We start from the raw sequence: 16,929 nt of genomic DNA on the forward strand, positions 1-16,929 counted from the left end.
CCGCGCGCCCTTCGGGGCACGCGGCCGGGCCGTCGTTCCGTTAGGTTGGGGTGCGGCGGGGTTTGTCACGAGAGAAGTGGACTGAATTCGCAGATGAACGCTGAAGGCCGCGGAAGGCTCGACCGTATGCCGCAGTGGCAGGCGCTGGCCAGGCACCGCGAGGAGCTGGGGGAGGTGCATCTGCGCGAGCTGTTCGCCGACGACCCACGGCGCGGCGAGCGGTACGGCGTCCGGGTCGGGGACCTGTACCTGGACTACTCCAAGCACCTGGTGACGGACGAGACGCTGCGCCTGCTGCGCGAGCTGGCCGAGGCCGCCGACGTCGCCGGACTGCGGGACGCGATGTTCCGCGGCGAGAAGATCAACGTCACCGAGGACCGGGCCGTGCTCCACACCGCCCTGCGGGCCCCGCGGGACGCGGTGATCGAGGTCGACGGGGAGAACGTCGTCCCCGCGGTGCACGCCGTGCTCGACCGGATGTCCGCCTTCGCCGAGAAGGTGCGCGCCGGGGAGTGGACGGGCCACACCGGCAAGCGGATCAGGAACGTCGTCAACATCGGCATCGGCGGCTCCGACCTGGGGCCCGCCATGGCGTTCGAGGCGCTGCGCCCCTACACCGACCGGGAGCTGGACGTCCGCTTCGTCTCCAACGTGGACGGCGCCGACCTGTACGAGGCGCTGCGGGACCTGGACCCGGCCGAGACGCTGTTCATCGTCGCGTCCAAGACCTTCACCACGATCGAGACCATCACCAACGCCCTCTCGGCCAAGGACTGGCTGCTCAAGGGTCTGGACGCCGGCGAGGACGCGGTGGCCCGGCACTTCGTGGCGCTGTCGACCAACACGGCGGCGGTCGCGAAGTTCGGCATCGACACGGCCAACATGTTCGAGTTCTGGGACTGGGTCGGCGGGCGCTACTCCTACGACTCGGCCATCGGCCTCTCGCTGATGATCGCCATCGGCCCGGACCGCTTCCGCGAGATGCTGGACGGCTTCCGCACCGTCGACGAGCACTTCCGCACCGCGCCGTTCGAGGAGAACGCCCCGCTGCTGCTGGGGCTGCTGGGCATCTGGTACGGCTCCTTCTTCGACGCGCAGTCGCACGCGGTGCTGCCCTACAGCCACTACCTGTCGAGGTTCCCCGCGTACCTCCAGCAGCTCGACATGGAGTCCAACGGCAAGTCGGTGGACCGGCAGGGCGAGCCGGTGAGCTGGCAGACCGGCCCGGTGGTCTGGGGCACCCCCGGCACCAACGGCCAGCACGCCTACTACCAGCTGCTGCACCAGGGCACCAAGATGATCCCCGCGGACCTGATCGGCTTCGCCCGGCCCGTGGACGTCCTGCCGCCCGCGCTCGCGGCCCAGCACGACCTGCTGATGGCCAACCTCTTCGCCCAGGGCCAGGCCCTGGCGTTCGGCAAGACCGAGGAGGAGGTCCGCGCGGAGGGCGTCGCGGAGGAGCAGGTGCCGCACCGCACGTTCCGGGGCAACCACCCCACCACGACGATCCTGGCCTCCGAGCTGTCCCCGTCGGTGCTGGGGCAGTTGGTCGCGCTGTACGAGCACAAGGTGTTCGTCCAGGGCGCGATCTGGAACATCGACTCCTTCGACCAGTGGGGCGTGGAGCTGGGCAAGGTCCTCGCCAAGCGCGTCGAGCCCGCGCTGACCGAGGGCGCCGAGGTGGCGGGGCTGGACACCTCCACGGCGGCCCTGGTGGCCCGCTACCGGGCCCTGCGCGGTCGCTGAGCCGCGGACACCACCGCACGGAAGGCCCGGAAGAACGCGGCGGCCCCGTTCCCCTCGGGGAACGGGGCCGCTGTCCTCTCCGTGGTCCGGCCGGGCCCGGTCAGTCCCGGACCGAGGAGGGGAGGCGGGCCGCCGCGGCCTCGTCGAGGATCCACAGGGTGCGGGCGCGGCCCCGGGCGCCGGAGGCGGGGGTCCGCAGCGGGTCGGTGCCCCGCAGCGCCGCGGCGGCCGCCTCCGCCTTGTCCTCGCCCGCCGCCAGCAGCCAGACCTCCCGGGCCGCCCGCAGGGCCGGGAGCGTGAGGGAGATCCGGGTCGGCGGCGGCTTGGGGGCCTCGAGGACGCCGACGACCGTCCGCTCCTCCTCCCGCACGGCCGGGTGCTCCGGGAAGAGGGAGGCGACGTGGGTGTCCGGGCCCAGCCCCAGCAGCAGGACGTCGAAGGACGGCACCCGGGGCGCGGCGGTGCCCTCGGTGTCCGCCGCCGCGGCCAGCTCCGCCGCGTACGCCTCGGCCGCCGCGGCCACGTCGTCGCCGTGCGGCCCGTCGGAGGCGGGCATCGGGTGGACGCGCGCCGGGTCCAGCGGGACCGCGTCCAGGAACGCCGCGCGGGCCTGGGTGTGGTTGCGGTCCGGGTCGCCGTCGGGCAGGAACCGCTCGTCGCCCCACCACAGGTCGACGCGGGACCAGTCCACGCCGTCCCGGCCCGGGGCCTGGGCCAGGGCCGCCAGCAGGGCGTTGCCGTTGCGGCCGCCGGTCAGCACGACGGACGCGCCGCCGCGGGCCGTCTGGGCCTCCACGAGGGTGGTGATCAGACTCGCCGCCGTGGCCCGGGCCATCCGCTCCTTGTCGGGGTGGACGACGATCCGCGGGGGCGCCTGCTCGGGGGCGGTCACCGGGCCTCCCCCTCCCCGCCGGAGCGCTCCACGATCGCCTCGCCGGGGCTCTCCGCGGCGGTCCCGCCGTCTTCCTTCCCCGCGACCTCCTCGCCGGTCTCGCCGCCGTTCCGGCCGCCGTTCTCGCCGCCGGTCTCCTCGTCCGCCGCCGGCTCCGAGGCGGCGAGCAGCCGGTCGAGGCCGAAGCGGATCGTTCGGGCGTAGGTCTCGTCCGGATCCAGGCGACGCAGCTCCTCGGCGATCAGCTCGGCGTTGGAGCGCCGGTGGAGGGCCACGTTCCGGTCGGGCTGGCCGGGCACGGTCAGCTTCGCCAGGGCGCCGTCGCCGCGGTTCAGGCAGATGTCGCCCTCGTCCGTCACCAGCCGCACGGCCGTGAGGCCCGGACCGTCGGAGACGGTGCGCTCCACGGGGACGTTCAACCGGTCGGCGAGCCAGAGCGCCAGCAGCTCGGTGCTCGGGTTGTACGCCTCGCCCCGGACCTCCGCTTTGAGGATGCGGGCCTGCTTCTGGTCCAGCGCGGCGGCCAACACGCTGCGCCACAGGGTGATGCGGGTCCAGGCCAGGTCGGTGTCGCCGGGCGCGTAGGACCCGGCGCGCGTCCGGAGGGTCATGACCGGGTCCTCGGTCTCCGCCGCGTCGGTGATCCGGCGCTGGGCGAGGACGCCCAGCGGGTCCTTCGAGGGGTGCTCGGGCGTGTCGGCGGGCCACCAGACGACGACCGGGGCGTCCGGCAGCAGCAGGGGCAGCACGACGCTGTGGGCGTGGGAGGCCAGTTCGCCGTGGAGCCGCAGCAGGACCGTCTCACCGGTACCGGTCTCGCCGCCCATCCGCACCTCGGCGTCGAGCCGGGCCGTGGCCCGGTCCCGGGGGGAGCGCCCCGGGCGGCGGATGACGACGAGGATCCGCGAGGGGTGTTCCTTGGACGCCTCGTTGGCGGCCTTCAGCGCGTCGTAGTGGCTGCCCTCGTCCGTCACGATCACGAGCGTGAGCACCATGCCGACGGCCGGACTGCCCATCGCCCGCCGCGCCTTCACCAAGGTCGCGTTGATCTCGCCGGAAGTGGTGTCGGTCAGGTCGATGTTCATGGCCGCCGCCAGCTCCGTCCGTCGCGTGCGAGCATCTCGTCGGCCGCCCGGGGCCCCCAGGTCCCGGCGGTGTACGGCTCGGGCCTGCCGTGTCCCTCCCAGAACTCCTCGATCGGGTCCAGGATCTCCCAGGACCGCTCGACCTCCTGGTGCCGGGGGAAGAGGTTGGCGTCGCCCAGGAGCACGTCCAGGATGAGCCGTTCGTACGCCTCGGGGCTGGACTCGGTGAAGGACTCGCCGTAGGCGAAGTCCATCGTCACGTCGCGGATCTCCATCGAGGTGCCCGGCACCTTGGAGCCGAACCGGATCGTGACGCCCTCGTCCGGCTGCACCCGGATGACCAGGGCGTTCTGGCCCAGCTCCCGGGTGTCGGTGGCGTCGAAGGGGGAGTAGGGGGCGCGCTGGAAGACCACCGCGATCTCCGTCACCCGGCGGCCCAGCCGCTTGCCGGTGCGCAGGTAGAAGGGGACGCCCGCCCAGCGGCGGTTGTCGATCTCCAGCTTGATGGCGGCGTAGGTGTCGGTCCGGGAGGCCGGGTCGATGCCCTCCTCCTCCAGGTAGCCGGGCACCCTCCGGCCGCCCTGCCAGCCGGCCTGGTACTGCCCGCGCACGGTGTGGCGGGCCAGGTCCTTCGGCAGCCGCACCGCGTTGAGCACCTTGAGCTTCTCGGTGACCAGCGCCTTGGCGTCGAAGGAGGAGGGCTCCTCCATGGCGGTCAGGGCCAGCAGTTGGAGCAGGTGGTTCTGGATGACGTCGCGCGCGGCGCCGATGCCGTCGTAGTAGCCCGCCCGGCCGCCGATCCCGATGTCCTCGGCCATCGTGATCTGCACGTGGTCGACGTAGGAGCGGTTCCACAGCGGCTCGAACAGCGTGTTGGCGAAGCGCAGCGCCAGGATGTTCTGGACGGTCTCCTTGCCCAGGTAGTGGTCGATGCGGAAGACGTCGGACGGGCGGAAGACCTGGTGGACGACCCGGTTCAACTCCTGGGCGCTGGCCAGGTCGTGGCCGAAGGGCTTCTCGATGACCGCGCGGCGCCAGGAGCCCTCCGGGGCGTCGGTCAGCCCGTGCTTCTTCAACTGCTGGAGGACCGTGGGGAAGAACTTCGGGGGCACCGAGAGGTAGAAGGCGAAGTTGCCGCCGGTGCCGCGCGACTTGTCCAGGTCCTCGATGGTCGCCTTCAGGGAGCGGAAGGCGTCGTCGTCGTCGAAGACGCCGGGCACGAACCGCATGCCCTCGCCGAGCTGCCGCCACACCTCCTCGCGGAAGGGGGTGCGGGCGTACTGCTTGACGGACTCGTACACGACCTGGCAGAAGTCCTGGTCCGCCCAGTCGCGACGGGCGAAGCCGATCAGGGAGAAACCCGGCGGCAGCAGACCCCGGTTGGCGAGGTCGTACACCGCCGGCATCAACTTCTTTCGTGACAAATCGCCCGTGACGCCGAAGATCACCAGGCCCGACGGCCCCGCGATGCGCGGGAGCCGTCGGTCCTGTGCGTCACGCAGCGGGTTGGCTGCGTCGGTCACCTGCGTCATGCCTCCTTCGGGGCGAGACGCCTCAGTTCGGCCTCGGTGGACGCCAGGAGGTCGTTCCAGGACTTCTCGAACTTCTCGACGCCCTCCACCTCCAGCAGTTCGACGACCTCGTCGTAGTCGATGCCGAGCTTGGCGATCGCGTCGAGGTCGGCGCGGGCCTGCTCGTAGGTGCCGCGCACCGTGTCGCCGGTGACCTCGCCGTGGTCGGCGACGGCCCGCAGGGTGGACTCCGGCATGGTGTTCACGGTGCCGGGGGCGACCAGCTCGGTGACGTAGAGGGTGTCGGGGTAGGACGGATCCTTCACGCCGGTGGAGGCCCACAGCGGACGCTGCCGGTTGGCGCCGGCGGCCTCCAGGGACGTCCAGCGGTCGGAGGCGACGACCTCCTCGTACGCCTGGTAGGCCAGACGGGCGTTGGCCAGCGCCGCCTTGCCCTTCAGCGCCAAGGCCTCGTCGGTGCCCAGGGCGGTCAGTCGCTTGTCGATCTCGGTGTCCACCCGGGAGACGAAGAACGACGCCACGGAGTGGATCTCGGACAGGTCCAGACCCTTCTCCCGGGCCTTCTCCAGACCCTCGATGTAGGCGTCCATCACCATGCGGTAGCGCTCGATGGAGAAGATCAGCGTGACGTTGACGCTGATGCCCGCGGCGATGGTCTCCGTGATCGCCGGGAGTCCGGCGCGGGTGGCGGGGATCTTGATGAAGGTGTTGGGGCGGTCCACCAGCCAGGCGAGCTGCTTGGCCTCGGCGACCGTCGGCTGCGTGGCGTGGGCCAGCCGCGGGTCCACCTCGATGGAGACCCGGCCGTCCAGACCGCCGGTGGCGTCGTAGACCGGGCGCAGCACGTCGGCGGCGTCCCGGACGTCGGCGGTGGTGATCATCCGGATGGCCTCCTCCACCGTCACCCCGCGCGAGGCCAGGTCGGAGAGCTGGCGGTCGTAGCCGTGTCCCTCGGAGATCGCCTTCTGGAAGATCGACGGGTTCGTGGTGACACCCACCACGTGCTGCTCGTCCCGCAGCTCGGCGAGGTTGCCGGACGTGATGCGCCGGCGCGACAGGTCGTCCAGCCAGATCGCGACGCCTTCGTCGGTGAGGCGCTTGAGTGCGTCTGTCATGGCAAATGCATCTCCTGATTCTGTGCCTGTTGGCGTCAGCGTGCGGCGGCGTCGATCGATTCCCGGGCGGCGGCGACGACGGCCTCGGGCGTCAGGCCGAACTCGCGGAAGAGCACCTTGTAGTCGGCCGAGGCGCCGAAGTGCTCCAGGGAGACGATCCGTCCGGCGTCGCCCACGTACCGGTGCCAGGTCAGCCCGACACCGGCCTCGACCGCCACGCGCGCCTTCACCGAGGGCGGCAGGACGCTGTCGCGGTACGCCCGGTCCTGCTCCTCGAACCACTCCAGGCACGGCATCGACACCACGCGGGTGGGCACGCCCTCGGCCTGGAGCGTCGCGCGGGCGGCGACGGCCAACTGCACCTCGGAGCCGGTGGCGATGAGCACGACCCGCGGCTCGGCGGCCCGCCCCTCCGAGTCCTCCGCCTCGAACATCACGTACCCGCCGCGGGCGGCGTCCTCGTTCGGCTCGTAGGTCGGCACGTTCTGACGGGTCAGCGCGATGCCGTGCGGGGCCGGACGCTCGCCGTGGCGGCGCATGATCTCGCGCCAGGCGATGGCCGTCTCGTTGGCGTCCGCCGGGCGGACCATGTTCAGGCCCGGGATGGCGCGCAGCGCCGCCAGGTGCTCCACCGGCTGGTGGGTCGGCCCGTCCTCGCCCAGACCGATGGAGTCGTGCGTCCACACGTAGGTGACCGGCAGCTTCATCAGCGCCGCCAGTCGCACCGCCGGGCGCATGTAGTCGGAGAACACCAGGAAGGTGCCGCCGTAGATCCGGGTGTTGCCGTGCAGCGCGATGCCGTTCATGGTCGAGCCCATGGCGTGCTCGCGGATGCCGAAGTGGATCGTGCGGCCGTACGGGTTCGCCTCCGGCAGCGGGTTGTCCGCCGGGAGGAAGGACGACGAGGCGTCGATGGTGGTGTTGTTGGAGCCCGCGAGGTCGGCGGAGCCGCCCCACAGCTCGGGGATCACCCCGCCCAGCGCCTTGAGCACCGCGCCGGACGCCTTGCGGGTCGCCACGTCCTTGCCCGCCTCGAAGACCGGCAGGGCCTTCTCCCAGCCCTCGGGGAGCTTTCCGGCGGCGATCCGGTCGTACTCGGCGGCGCGCTCGGGGTTGGCCTCGCGCCACTCGGCGAACCGCTTGTCCCACGCGGCGCGCGCCTCGCGGCCCCGGTCGACGACCTTGCGGGCGTGCGCGAGGACGTCCTCGGCGACCTCGAAGTCCTTCTCGGGGTCGAAGCCCAGCACGCGCTTGGTGGCGGCGACCTCCTCCGCGCCCAGCGCGGAACCGTGCGCGGCCTCGGTGTTCTGGGCGTTCGGCGCGGGCCAGGCGATGATCGTCCGGGCGGCGATGATCGAGGGCCGCTCGGTCTCCTCCTGCGCCGCCTTCAGCGCCGCGTACAGCGCCTTCACGTCGAAGTCGCCGTTGGGCGCCTGCTCGATGCGCTGGACGTGCCAGCCGTACGCCTCGTACCGCCGCAGGACGTCCTCCGACAGGGCGGTCGCGGTGTCGCCCTCGATGGAGATGTGGTTGTCGTCGTACAGGGCGACGATGTTGCCCAGCTTCTGGTGGCCGGCCAGTGAGGACGCCTCGGCGGAGACGCCCTCCTCCAGGTCGCCGTCGGAGACGATCGTCCAGATGGTGTGGTCGAAGGGGGAGGTGCCCGGAGCGGCGTCGGGGTCGAACAGCCCCCGCTCGTACCGGGCGGCCATCGCCATGCCCACGGCGTTGGCGATGCCCTGCCCCAGCGGGCCGGTGGTGGTCTCCACTCCGACGGTGTGGCCGTACTCCGGGTGGCCGGGGGTCTTGCTGCCCCAGGTGCGGAAGGCCTTCAGGTCCTCCAGCTCCAGTCCGTAGCCGGACAGGTAGAGCTGGATGTAGAGGGTCAGGCTGGTGTGGCCCGGGGAGAGGACGAACCGGTCCCGGCCGGCCCAGCGCGCGTCCGACGGGTCGTGGCGCATCAGCTTCTGGAAGAGCAGGTACGCCGCGGGAGCCAGGCTCATGGCCGTCCCCGGATGGCCGTTGCCGACTTTCTGCACGGCGTCCATGGCCAGGACTCGGACGGTGTCGACAGCCCGCTGATCCAGTTCGGTCCACTCGAGGTCTGTGGTGGTCGGCTTGGTGCTCACCCTGCGTCAGGGCTCCTCTCCACATGTCGAAGGCCGGTGTCCGTTGGGTCACACCGGGCGATGTCGAGCGTACCCCCGCCGGTGTTCCCCCATTTCCGCCGCTCATCCTTTGAGCAAAGCCCCGGAGGGCCCGGTGCGCGAAACACCTCGAATCGGGCGCGCGTCGGCCCTTCGGTGGGCATGTGATGAACACGGAGCGCACATGAGCGCGGCCGTCCGCGGCGGGTCCGCGTCCTCCTCCGCGACGGATCCGCGTCCCCTCCGCGACGGGCCCCGTCCGGAGCCGGGGTGCGCCAACACGGGCCACCCCGGGGCGGAGCGGCGTATGGCCAGCGTCTACAGTGGCGTGGTACGCGCGAGTCGCGACCGGACCTTCTCCGGCCGTGGCTCGTCTGTTCCCACGCGGCGCGAGCCGCGCATGTCGCACTGTGATCAGGGGTGTCCGTGACGGCCGTCGAATCCCGTCCCGCGGGTGGGGGTACCGCCCACGCCCGGAGGGCCGTGGGGGAGCTCGATTCGAGCCCAGTACACCGGCCGCTCGGGGCCCGTATCAAGGGCTTCGTGGCGCTGACCAAGCCGCGGATCATCGAACTGCTGCTGACCACCACCGTCCCGGTGATGTTCCTCGCCGCGCAGGGGGTCCCCGACCTGTGGCTGGTGCTGGCCACCTGCGTCGGCGGCTACCTGTCGGCCGGCGGTGCCAACGCGCTCAACATGTACCTCGACCGGGACATCGACGCGCTGATGCACCGCACCGAGCGGCGTCCGCTGGTGACCGGAGTCGTCTCGCCGCGCGAGGCGCTGGCGTTCGGCCTCACCCTGGCCGTGGTCTCCACCGTCTGGTTCGGCCTGACGGTCAACTGGCTCTCGGCCGCCCTGGCCCTGGGCGCCCTGCTCTTCTACGTCGTCGGCTACACGATGATCCTCAAGCGGCGCACCGCCCAGAACATCGTCTGGGGCGGCATCGCGGGCTGCATGCCGGTCCTCATCGGCTGGTCGTCGGTGACCAACGAGGTGAGCTGGGCCGCCGTCGTCCTCTTCCTGGTCGTCTTCTTCTGGACGCCGCCGCACTACTGGCCGCTGTCGATGAAGGTCAAGGACGACTACGCGCGCGTCGGGGTGCCGATGCTCCCGGTCGTCGCGGGCAACAAGGTCGTGGCCCGGCAGATCGTCGTCTACAGCTGGATCATGGTGGCCGTCTCCCTGGCCCTGTGGCCGCTGGGGTACGTCGGGTGGTTCTACCCGCTCGTCGCGATCGCCGCGGGCGCCTGGTGGCTGAAGGAGGCCCACGCCCTCCAGGCCCGCGCCAAGGCCGGCATCACCGGGGCCAAGCTCAAGGAGATGCGGCTGTTCCACTGGTCGATCACCTATGTGTCGCTGCTGTTCCTGGCGGTGGCGGTGGACCCGTTCCTGCGGTGACGCCGCGGGGGCGCCCGGAGTGGCACAGGCCACTCCGGGCCGCGGTCGCCAGGTGATCTACCCATCGGTAGCATCCTGTTCATGGCCAAGACACAGCAGGCGGAAGAGACCAGGTCCGACGCCCGGGCGCAGCGCTGGGTGACGAAGCTCGCCAAGGAGATCGCCGCGTTCGCCAAGGAGCGCGGCGGCAGCGCCGACGGCCAGATCGCCTACCTCGGACAGCGCGGCGTGCGCCTCGTCCTCGTCGGCGCCGACGGCGGCTGGGGCGACCTGGTGGCCCCCTCCCGGGAGGTCGCGGAGAAGGCCGCCGAGAAGGCCGGGGTCACCCTCCACGCGGACCTCGACGGCGACCTCGCCGCCCGCATCCGCACCGGCCCCTACGAGTGGGAGCGGATGGCCGGCATCCAGCTCGGAGGCCCGGAGAACCGCTGAGGACCGCATCGGGCGCGACACCTGACGGGCCCTCGCGCGTTGGTCAGGGCATGGAGCCCCTGGTCGACCACCACAGCCGCGGGATCCTGCGCGGGGAGGTGGGTCCGGCGGGCTTCGAGAGGTGGCTGGCCGCCGCCGTCGGAGGCGCCGTCGAAGGCGGCGGCGCGCACCCGCTCACGGGGACGTTCTTCGACACCCGGCTCGGTCTGGCGGTACGGCGCTGGTGCCCGCCCCTGCTCGGTCTCGAACCGCACTGCGCGCCCGCCCGCTACCTGGCCCGCCGCCGCGAGCTGGGCGCCTACGCCGCGGGACGGGCGCTGCTGCGGGGCAGCGGCACGGGGACGTTCCTGGTGGCCGACGGCCCCCGCGACTCCGCCGATCCGGACGCCCCCGGCCTCGCCGCCCTGGCCGACCTCGCCGACGGCGCCGTCCACCGGATCGTGGACCTGGAGCGGCTGGCCGACGGGGTCGCGGCCGGCTCCGGCACGGTCGCCTCGTTCGTCTCCGGCACCGCCGAGGCCCTCCACACGGCCGCCCGCACCGCCGTCGCCTTCGTCTCCGGCGGCGGCTTCCTGGAGGCGGCGCCGCCCGAGCTCCGAGAGGTCCTCCGGGCGGCCGAACGCCGGCTGCGCGACCGCGACCGCCACCGGGGCCCGGCGGACCGCCGCACCGAACCCGCGCTCGTCCGCCACCTGCTGTGGAGCGCGCTGACCACCGGCCGTCCCGTCCAGCTCCACTGTGCCGACCCCGGACCGCTCGCCGGGTTCCTGGCGGCGACCGCGGGCCTGGGAGTGCCGGTGGTCCTGCTGCCGAGCGTCCCGCACCACCGCGCCGCGGCACGGATGGCCGCGGCGTTCCCCCACGTCTACGCCGACGTCGGGCCGGACCCGGCGGAGACCCTGGGCGAGGCGCCGTTCGGCAAGCTGATGTTCTCCACCCGGGCCCGGGGGCTGCCGGAGCTGTACGTGGTCGGGGCGAGGCTGTTCACCCGCGCGCTGGAGCGGCTGCTGTCGTCCTGGACGGAGGACGGCGACTGCACCCGGGAGGACGCGCGGCGCATCGCGGCGCTGGTGGGCGGCGGGAACGCCCGCCGCGTCTACCGGCCGGCCGCCGCGCCGGACCCGGCCGGGGCGGCGGGCGCGGGCTGATCCCGCACCGCCTCGGGAGCGGAGTCCGCGACGGGGTCGGCGACGGGCGGCAGACCGCGCTCGCGCAGCGCCAGCAGCACCCGCAGGACGAAGATCCACACCAGGCAGGAGCCGAACAGGTGGAGCCCGACCAGCACCTCGGGCAGCTCGGTGAAGTACTGCACGTAGCCGATCACGCCCTGGGCCAGCAGCACCAGCAGCAACTCCCGGGCACGGGCGAGCGGACCCCTGGGGGCGTCCACGGCGCGCAGCGCCAGCCACAGCAGCACCGTCAGGCCCACCACGGCCCAGGCGGACAGGGCGTGCACCCGGGCGGCCGCCTCCCAGCTCATCAGCTCCATCCGCGGCACGTCGCTGCTGTCGCCCGCGTGGGGGCCCGTGCCGGTGACCACGGTGCCGACGACGATCAGCACCACGGCCACGGCCGTCAGCGCCGCCGCGAGCTGCCTGATCCGCGGCCCCGCCAGCGGACGCGGCCCCTCGTCGCCCTCGCGCGAGCGCAGCCAGGTCACGGCGGCGATCGTGAGCAGCGCGGTGGCGAGCAGGAAGTGGGCGGCGACGGTGTACGGGTTGAGCTCCATCAGCACGGTCGCGCCGCCCATCAGGGCGTTGGCGACGACCAACCAGAACTGCGCCCAGGCCAGTTGCGACAGGCTCCGGCGGCGCGGCTCGGCGGAGCGCACGGCGAGGATCGCCCAGCCGACGGCGGCGCACAGCACGTACGTCAGCAGGCGGTTGCCGAACTCGATGGCGCCGTGGAGCCCCATCTCGGGCGTGGCGATGAGACTGTCGCCGCTGCACTTGGGCCAGGTCTCGCAGCCCAGCCCCGAGCCGGTCAGCCGCACCACCCCACCGGTGACCACGATGACCACGCTCATGACGAGCGCGGTCAGGGTGGCGCGCTCCACGATGCGCTGGGTGGGGGTCCAGCGCCTGGCGACGTACGCGACGGGGTTCCGCGCGAATTCGAGCAGATTGGGCACGGACCCATCGTAGGCGCGTGCTTGTGCGAACTTTCACGAGGGGGGCGCGAGAGGGCGGGGGGAGGGCTGTCGCCTTGCGCACACCGGGCCCGCCGAGGCGCCTACTCCCAGCGGAAGAACCGGGCCGCGGCGGCCAGGCCCGCCACCGCCCACACCGCGAGGACCGCCAGATTCCCCCACGGCATCCCGGCGCCGTCGCGCAGCACGTCCCGCAGCCCGTCGGAGAGCGCGGAGATCGGCAGCCACTCCAGCACCTCGCGCACCGGGGCGGGGAACCTCTCCAGCGGGACGACCACCCCGCCGCCCACCAGCAGCAGGACGAAGACCAGGTTCGCCCCCGCCAGCGTCGCCTCGGCCCGGAGCGTCCCGGCCATCAGCAGGCCGAGCCCGGAGAAGGCGGCCGTCCCGGCGACCAGCAGCAGCGCCACGGCGAGCGGGTGGCCGTGCGGCGACCAGCCCAGCGCGAAGGCGACCGAGGTCAGCAGCGCCACCTGCAGCACCTCGGTCACCAGCACCGCGCACGTCTTGGCGGTCATCAGCCCCCAGCGCGGCAGCGGCGAGGCGCCCAGCCGCTTGAGCACGCCGTAGCGCCGCTCGAAGCCGGTGGAGATGGCCTGACCGGTGAAGGCGGTGGAGAGCACGGCCAGCGCCAGCACGCCCGGTGCGAGGAAGTCCACGCGCCCGCCCCCGCCGTCGGCGTCCGAGAGGTCGACGATGTCCACGGCGCCGAACAGCACCAGCAGCAGCGTCGGGATGACGATCGTCAGCAGCAGCTGCTCGCCGTGGCGCAGCAGCAGCCGGGTCTCCAGCGCGGCCTGCGCGGCGATCATCCGCGGCAGCGGCGCGGCGCCCGGCCGGGGGGCGTACGTGCCGTGCCCCGTGGTCTCCGTCGTCCTCGCGTTCACGACCGCAGCTCCTTGCCCGTCAGCTCCAGGAAGACGTCCTCCAGCGTGCGCCGCTCGACCGAGATGCCGTCCGGCATCACCCCGTTCTGCGCGCACCAGGACGTCACCGTGGCCAGCAGGTGGGGGTCCACGGCCCCGGTCAGCCGGTACGAGCCCGGGACCGGCTCGGCGGCGGCGGTGCCGGCGGGCAGCGCCTTGAGCAGCGAGCGCAGGTCGAGTCCGGGACGGCCGGTGAAGCGCAGCGTGTTCTCGGCGCCGCCGCGGCACAGCTCCTCGGGGCTGCCCCGCGCGATCACCCGGCCCTCGTCGATGATGGCCACGTCGTCGGACAGCTCCTCGGCCTCGTCCATGAAGTGGGTGCTCAGCACCACCGTCACCCCGTCCGCGCGCAGCTCGCGCACCAGGTCCCAGGCGGCCCGCCGGGCCTGGGGGTCCAGGCCGGCGGTCGGCTCGTCGAGGAAGACCAGCTCCGGCCGTCCGACGATGGCCATGGCCAGCGCGAGCCGCTGCTGCTGGCCGCCCGACAGCCGCCGGTAGGGGGTGCGGCCGCAGCCGGCGAGCCCCAGCCGTTCGATCAGCGCGTCCACGTCCAGCGGACGGGCGTGGAGCGCGGCCATGTGGCGCAGCATCTCCGCGGCGCGGACGGTGGGGTAGACCCCGCCGCTCTGGAGCATCACGCCGATCCGGGGGCGCAGGGCCGCCGCGTCGGCGATCGGGTCCAGGCCCAGGACGCGGACGGTGCCCGCGTCGGGGCGGCGGTAGCCCTCGCAGGTCTCGATGGTGGTGGTCTTCCCGGCGCCGTTGGGGCCGAGGACGGCGGTCACGGTGCCGCGTCCGACGGTGAGGTCCAGCCCGTTCACCGCGGTCCGGTCCCCGTACCGCTTCACCAGTCCCGCGACCTCGACGGCCGCCGTGTCTCGCATAGGGGCGAGTCTAGGGAGCGGCGGCCACCGGCGACGGCCCGGGGCCGCGCGGCGCTCGCGGGCGCGCGGGACGGCCCGCCGGGTGCCGCCGAGTAAGGCATGCCTTACGTGACGCATCCCATTCCGGCTGGTCAGAGCGCGGCTTGCCGCGTTCCTTTGAATTACGCAACAATAGCGTTGTGAAAAAGGCGCGCCCGGCGGGACGGCACTCGGCCCGACGGAACGGTACGGACGTGAGGAGGCGCGAGAAGTCATGACGGTCCACCACGGCACCGGCGACACCCGTGCCCCCGCGCACTCCGCGCCGGACGAGCAGCACGGCACCCGCAACAGGGTCGCGCGTTCCATCCTCGACCACGGTCCCTCCACCGCGGCCGAACTGGCCCAACGCCTGGAGCTGACCCAGGCGGCGGTCCGCCGCCACCTCGACGCCCTCGTCTCCGAGGGGGTCGTGGAGCCCCGCGAGAAGCGGGTCTACGGCTCGCGCGGCCGGGGCCGTCCCGCCAAGGTCTTCGCGCTCACCGACCGCGGTCGCGGCGCGTTCGACCAGGCGTACGACCAACTGGCCGTCGACGCCATGCGCTGGATAGCGCAGGCGGCGGGCGGCGGCGAGAAGGGCCGGGCCGCGGTGGCGGCCTTCGCCCGTGCGCGGGTCGCCGCGCAGGCCGAGCGGTACCGCGCGGAACTGGAGCGGGCGGCTCCCGAGGACCGCGCCAGGGTGTTGGCCGAGGCCCTCTCCCGGGACGGGTACGCTGCCACTGCGCGCAGCGCGCCCGCCTCCAGCGGAGAGCAGCTCTGTCAGCACCACTGCCCGGTGGCCCACGCCGCCGAACAGTTCCCGCAGCTGTGCGAGGCGGAGACCGAGGTCTTCTCCCGCCTGCTCGGCACCCACGTACAGCGTCTGGCCACCATCGCCCACGGCGACGGCGTGTGCACGACGTTCATCCCCGGGACAGTCCCCGGACCCACCCCCAAGACCACCACAGCATCTGCAAGCACAGCCGGGAGGAACCCCGCATGACTCTCCCCACGGAGACTGCCCACCCTGAGCTGGAGGGCCTGGGCAAGTACGAGTACGGCTGGGCCGACCCGGACGCCGCCGGCGCGTCGGCCAAGCGTGGCCTCTCCGAGGAGGTCGTCCGCGACATCTCGGCGAAGAAGTCCGAGCCGGAGTGGATGCTGAAGCGTCGGCTGAAGGCCCTGAGGCTCTTCGAGAAGAAGCCCATGCCCAACTGGGGGTCGGACCTCAGCGGCATCGACTTCGACAACATCAAGTACTTCGTGCGGTCCACCGAGAAGCAGGCCCAGTCCTGGGAGGACCTCCCGGAGGACATCAAGAACACCTACGACAAGCTGGGCATCCCCGAGGCGGAGAAGCAGCGCCTGGTCGCCGGCGTCGCCGCCCAGTACGAGTCCGAGGTGGTCTACCACCAGATCCGCGAGGACCTGGAGAAGCAGGGCGTCATCTTCCTGGACACCGACACGGCGCTCAGGGAGCACCCGGAGCTGTTCCAGGAGTACTTCGGCACCGTCATCCCGTCCGGCGACAACAAGTTCGCCGCGCTGAACACCGCGGTGTGGTCCGGCGGCTCGTTCATCTACGTGCCCAAGGGCGTCCACGTGGACATCCCGCTCCAGGCCTACTTCCGGATCAACACCGAGAACATGGGCCAGTTCGAGCGGACGCTGATCATCGTCGACGAGGACGCCTACGTCCACTACGTCGAGGGCTGCACCGCGCCGATCTACCAGTCGGACTCGCTGCACTCCGCGGTCGTGGAGATCATCGTCAAGAAGGGCGCCCGCTGCCGGTACACGACCATCCAGAACTGGTCGAACAACGTCTACAACCTGGTCACCAAGCGCGCCGTGGCCTACGAGGGCGCGACCATGGAGTGGGTCGACGGCAACATCGGCTCCAAGGTGACGATGAAGTACCCGGCCGTCTACCTGATGGGCGAGCACGCCAAGGGCGAGACCCTCTCGGTCGCCTTCGCGGGCGAGGGCCAGCACCAGGACGCCGGCGCCAAGATGGTGCACATGGCGCCCAACACCTCGTCCAACATCGTCTCCAAGTCGGTGGCGCGGGGCGGCGGCCGCACCTCCTACCGCGGTCTGATCGAGATCGCCGAGGGCGCCGAGGGCTCCAAGTCCAACGTGCTGTGCGACGCGCTGCTGGTGGACACCGTCTCGCGCTCGGACACCTACCCGTACGTCGACGTCCGCGAGGACGACGTGACGATGGGCCACGAGGCGACGGTCTCCAAGGTCAGCGACGACCAGCTCTTCTACCTCATGCAGCGCGGCCTCTCCGAGGACGAGGCGATGGCGATGATCGTGCGCGGCTTCGTCGAGCCGATCGCCAAGGAACTCCCCATGGAGTACGCGCTGGAGCTGAACCGGCTGATCGAGCTGCAGATGGAGGGCGCGGTCGGCTGACCCGGCCGTCCCGGGCGGGCACCGGCCACTCCGGCCGGTGCCGCCCTGCCACCCGTGACGTGAGCGAGCCGAAGGGCGCGCCGGTGTCGAAGGCGACGAGGACGAGCGCGGCGAGGAACGAGCGAAGCGCGACTCCGAGGAGTGTCGGCACCGGGCCCGTGGGGGCACCTCCCGGCGACAG

The 16,929-nt window shown here is 72.5% G+C and carries 14 protein-coding genes; 6 read left to right on the forward strand and 8 right to left on the reverse strand.

The window, feature by feature from the left end:
- Positions 1-93: 93 nt before the first annotated feature.
- Entirely contained in the window at positions 94-1,746 is a 1,653-nt protein-coding gene (gene pgi, locus ABD335_RS25955) for a glucose-6-phosphate isomerase (RefSeq protein WP_344327862.1), read from the forward strand.
- A 100-nt stretch (positions 1,747-1,846) separates the two neighbouring features.
- Here the strand turns inward: pgi and pgl are convergent, their stop codons facing one another.
- Genes pgl through tkt form a run of 5 tightly spaced genes read right to left on the reverse strand, consistent with a single transcriptional unit; the run spans position 1,847 to position 8,499 of the window.
- Positions 1,847-2,581: a 6-phosphogluconolactonase gene (pgl, locus tag ABD335_RS25960; protein ID WP_425583753.1), complete on the reverse strand. Its 735-nt coding sequence runs from the start codon at positions 2,579-2,581 to the stop codon at positions 1,847-1,849.
- 53 nt (positions 2,582-2,634) lie between these two features.
- Positions 2,635-3,723 carry a glucose-6-phosphate dehydrogenase assembly protein OpcA gene (gene opcA, locus ABD335_RS25965; protein WP_344327865.1) on the reverse strand — a complete coding sequence of 363 codons (1,089 nt, stop codon included), beginning with the start codon at positions 3,721-3,723 and terminating at the stop codon, positions 2,635-2,637.
- Positions 3,720-5,255, reverse strand: coding sequence for a glucose-6-phosphate dehydrogenase (zwf, locus tag ABD335_RS25970; protein ID WP_344327866.1), 1,536 nt, complete (start codon positions 5,253-5,255; stop codon positions 3,720-3,722). Before zwf ends, opcA begins: the two co-directional genes overlap by 4 nt.
- Positions 5,252-6,370 carry a transaldolase gene (tal, locus tag ABD335_RS25975; RefSeq protein WP_344327867.1) on the reverse strand — a complete coding sequence of 373 codons (1,119 nt, stop codon included), beginning with the start codon at positions 6,368-6,370 and terminating at the stop codon, positions 5,252-5,254. Before tal ends, zwf begins: the two co-directional genes overlap by 4 nt.
- Before the next feature lie 35 nt (positions 6,371-6,405).
- Positions 6,406-8,499: a transketolase gene (gene tkt / locus ABD335_RS25980; protein ID WP_344327869.1), complete on the reverse strand. Its 2,094-nt coding sequence runs from the start codon at positions 8,497-8,499 to the stop codon at positions 6,406-6,408.
- A 444-nt stretch (positions 8,500-8,943) separates the two neighbouring features.
- Between tkt and ABD335_RS25985 the strand changes: the two genes are divergently transcribed.
- The 3 genes from ABD335_RS25985 to ABD335_RS25995 all read left to right on the forward strand — a co-directional run bounded on the left by ABD335_RS25985 (position 8,944) and on the right by ABD335_RS25995 (position 11,498).
- Positions 8,944-9,918: a heme o synthase gene (locus ABD335_RS25985; protein WP_425583748.1), complete on the forward strand. Its 975-nt coding sequence runs from the start codon at positions 8,944-8,946 to the stop codon at positions 9,916-9,918.
- Positions 9,919-9,999: 81 nt separating this feature from the next.
- Positions 10,000-10,350, forward strand: a complete 351-nt coding sequence (locus ABD335_RS25990; RefSeq protein WP_344327872.1) for a hypothetical protein — start codon at positions 10,000-10,002, stop codon at positions 10,348-10,350.
- A gap of 50 nt (positions 10,351-10,400) precedes the next feature.
- Positions 10,401-11,498: an amidohydrolase gene (locus ABD335_RS25995; protein WP_344327874.1), complete on the forward strand. Its 1,098-nt coding sequence runs from the start codon at positions 10,401-10,403 to the stop codon at positions 11,496-11,498.
- On the opposite strand, the gene ABD335_RS26000 is transcribed toward ABD335_RS25995, so the two are convergent.
- The 3 genes from ABD335_RS26000 to ABD335_RS26010 form a co-directional block, all read right to left on the reverse strand.
- The gene (locus ABD335_RS26000; protein WP_344327875.1) at positions 11,447-12,481 is read right to left on the reverse strand and encodes a COX15/CtaA family protein; all 1,035 of its coding nucleotides are present in this window, start codon (positions 12,479-12,481) and stop codon (positions 11,447-11,449) included. The two genes, ABD335_RS25995 and ABD335_RS26000, sit on opposite strands and share 52 nt — an antisense overlap.
- A 101-nt stretch (positions 12,482-12,582) precedes the next feature.
- Positions 12,583-13,311, reverse strand: a complete 729-nt coding sequence (locus tag ABD335_RS26005) for an ABC transporter permease (RefSeq protein WP_344328050.1) — start codon at positions 13,309-13,311, stop codon at positions 12,583-12,585.
- Between the two features lie 71 nt (positions 13,312-13,382).
- The gene (locus ABD335_RS26010; protein WP_344327876.1) at positions 13,383-14,309 is read right to left on the reverse strand and encodes an ABC transporter ATP-binding protein; all 927 of its coding nucleotides are present in this window, start codon (positions 14,307-14,309) and stop codon (positions 13,383-13,385) included.
- A 253-nt stretch (positions 14,310-14,562) separates the two neighbouring features.
- On the opposite strand from ABD335_RS26010, the gene ABD335_RS26015 reads away from it, so the two are divergent.
- Both ABD335_RS26015 and sufB read left to right on the forward strand, forming a co-directional pair.
- Positions 14,563-15,330, forward strand: coding sequence for a helix-turn-helix transcriptional regulator (locus ABD335_RS26015; RefSeq protein WP_344327878.1), 768 nt, complete (start codon positions 14,563-14,565; stop codon positions 15,328-15,330).
- On the forward strand, positions 15,327-16,748 hold the full coding sequence (gene sufB / locus ABD335_RS26020; RefSeq protein WP_344327881.1) for a Fe-S cluster assembly protein SufB: 1,422 nt from the start codon (positions 15,327-15,329) through the stop codon (positions 16,746-16,748). Before ABD335_RS26015 ends, sufB begins: the two co-directional genes overlap by 4 nt.
- Positions 16,749-16,929: the final 181 nt, after the last annotated feature.

Origin of the sequence: Streptomyces macrosporus (assembly GCF_039533145.1) — a bacterium.
In the GTDB taxonomy this organism is placed as follows: domain Bacteria; phylum Actinomycetota; class Actinomycetes; order Streptomycetales; family Streptomycetaceae; genus Streptomyces; species Streptomyces macrosporus.

Excerpts from the sequence above, each read along its gene's own strand:
- pgi (WP_344327862.1), top strand. The coding sequence starts at position 94 with ATGAACGCTGAAGGCCGCGGAAGGCTCGACCGTATGCCGCAGTGGCAG.
- pgl (WP_425583753.1), bottom strand. The coding sequence starts at position 2,581 with ATGGCCCGGGCCACGGCGGCGAGTCTGATCACCACCCTCGTGGAGGCC.
- opcA (WP_344327865.1), bottom strand. The coding sequence starts at position 3,723 with ATGAACATCGACCTGACCGACACCACTTCCGGCGAGATCAACGCGACC.
- zwf (WP_344327866.1), bottom strand. The coding sequence starts at position 5,255 with ATGACGCAGGTGACCGACGCAGCCAACCCGCTGCGTGACGCACAGGAC.
- tal (WP_344327867.1), bottom strand. The coding sequence starts at position 6,370 with ATGACAGACGCACTCAAGCGCCTCACCGACGAAGGCGTCGCGATCTGG.
- ABD335_RS25990 (WP_344327872.1), top strand. The coding sequence starts at position 10,000 with ATGGCCAAGACACAGCAGGCGGAAGAGACCAGGTCCGACGCCCGGGCG.
- ABD335_RS25995 (WP_344327874.1), top strand. The coding sequence starts at position 10,401 with ATGGAGCCCCTGGTCGACCACCACAGCCGCGGGATCCTGCGCGGGGAG.
- ABD335_RS26005 (WP_344328050.1), bottom strand. The coding sequence starts at position 13,311 with ATGATCGCCGCGCAGGCCGCGCTGGAGACCCGGCTGCTGCTGCGCCAC.
- ABD335_RS26010 (WP_344327876.1), bottom strand. The coding sequence starts at position 14,309 with ATGCGAGACACGGCGGCCGTCGAGGTCGCGGGACTGGTGAAGCGGTAC.
- ABD335_RS26015 (WP_344327878.1), top strand. The coding sequence starts at position 14,563 with ATGACGGTCCACCACGGCACCGGCGACACCCGTGCCCCCGCGCACTCC.
- sufB (WP_344327881.1), top strand. The coding sequence starts at position 15,327 with ATGACTCTCCCCACGGAGACTGCCCACCCTGAGCTGGAGGGCCTGGGC.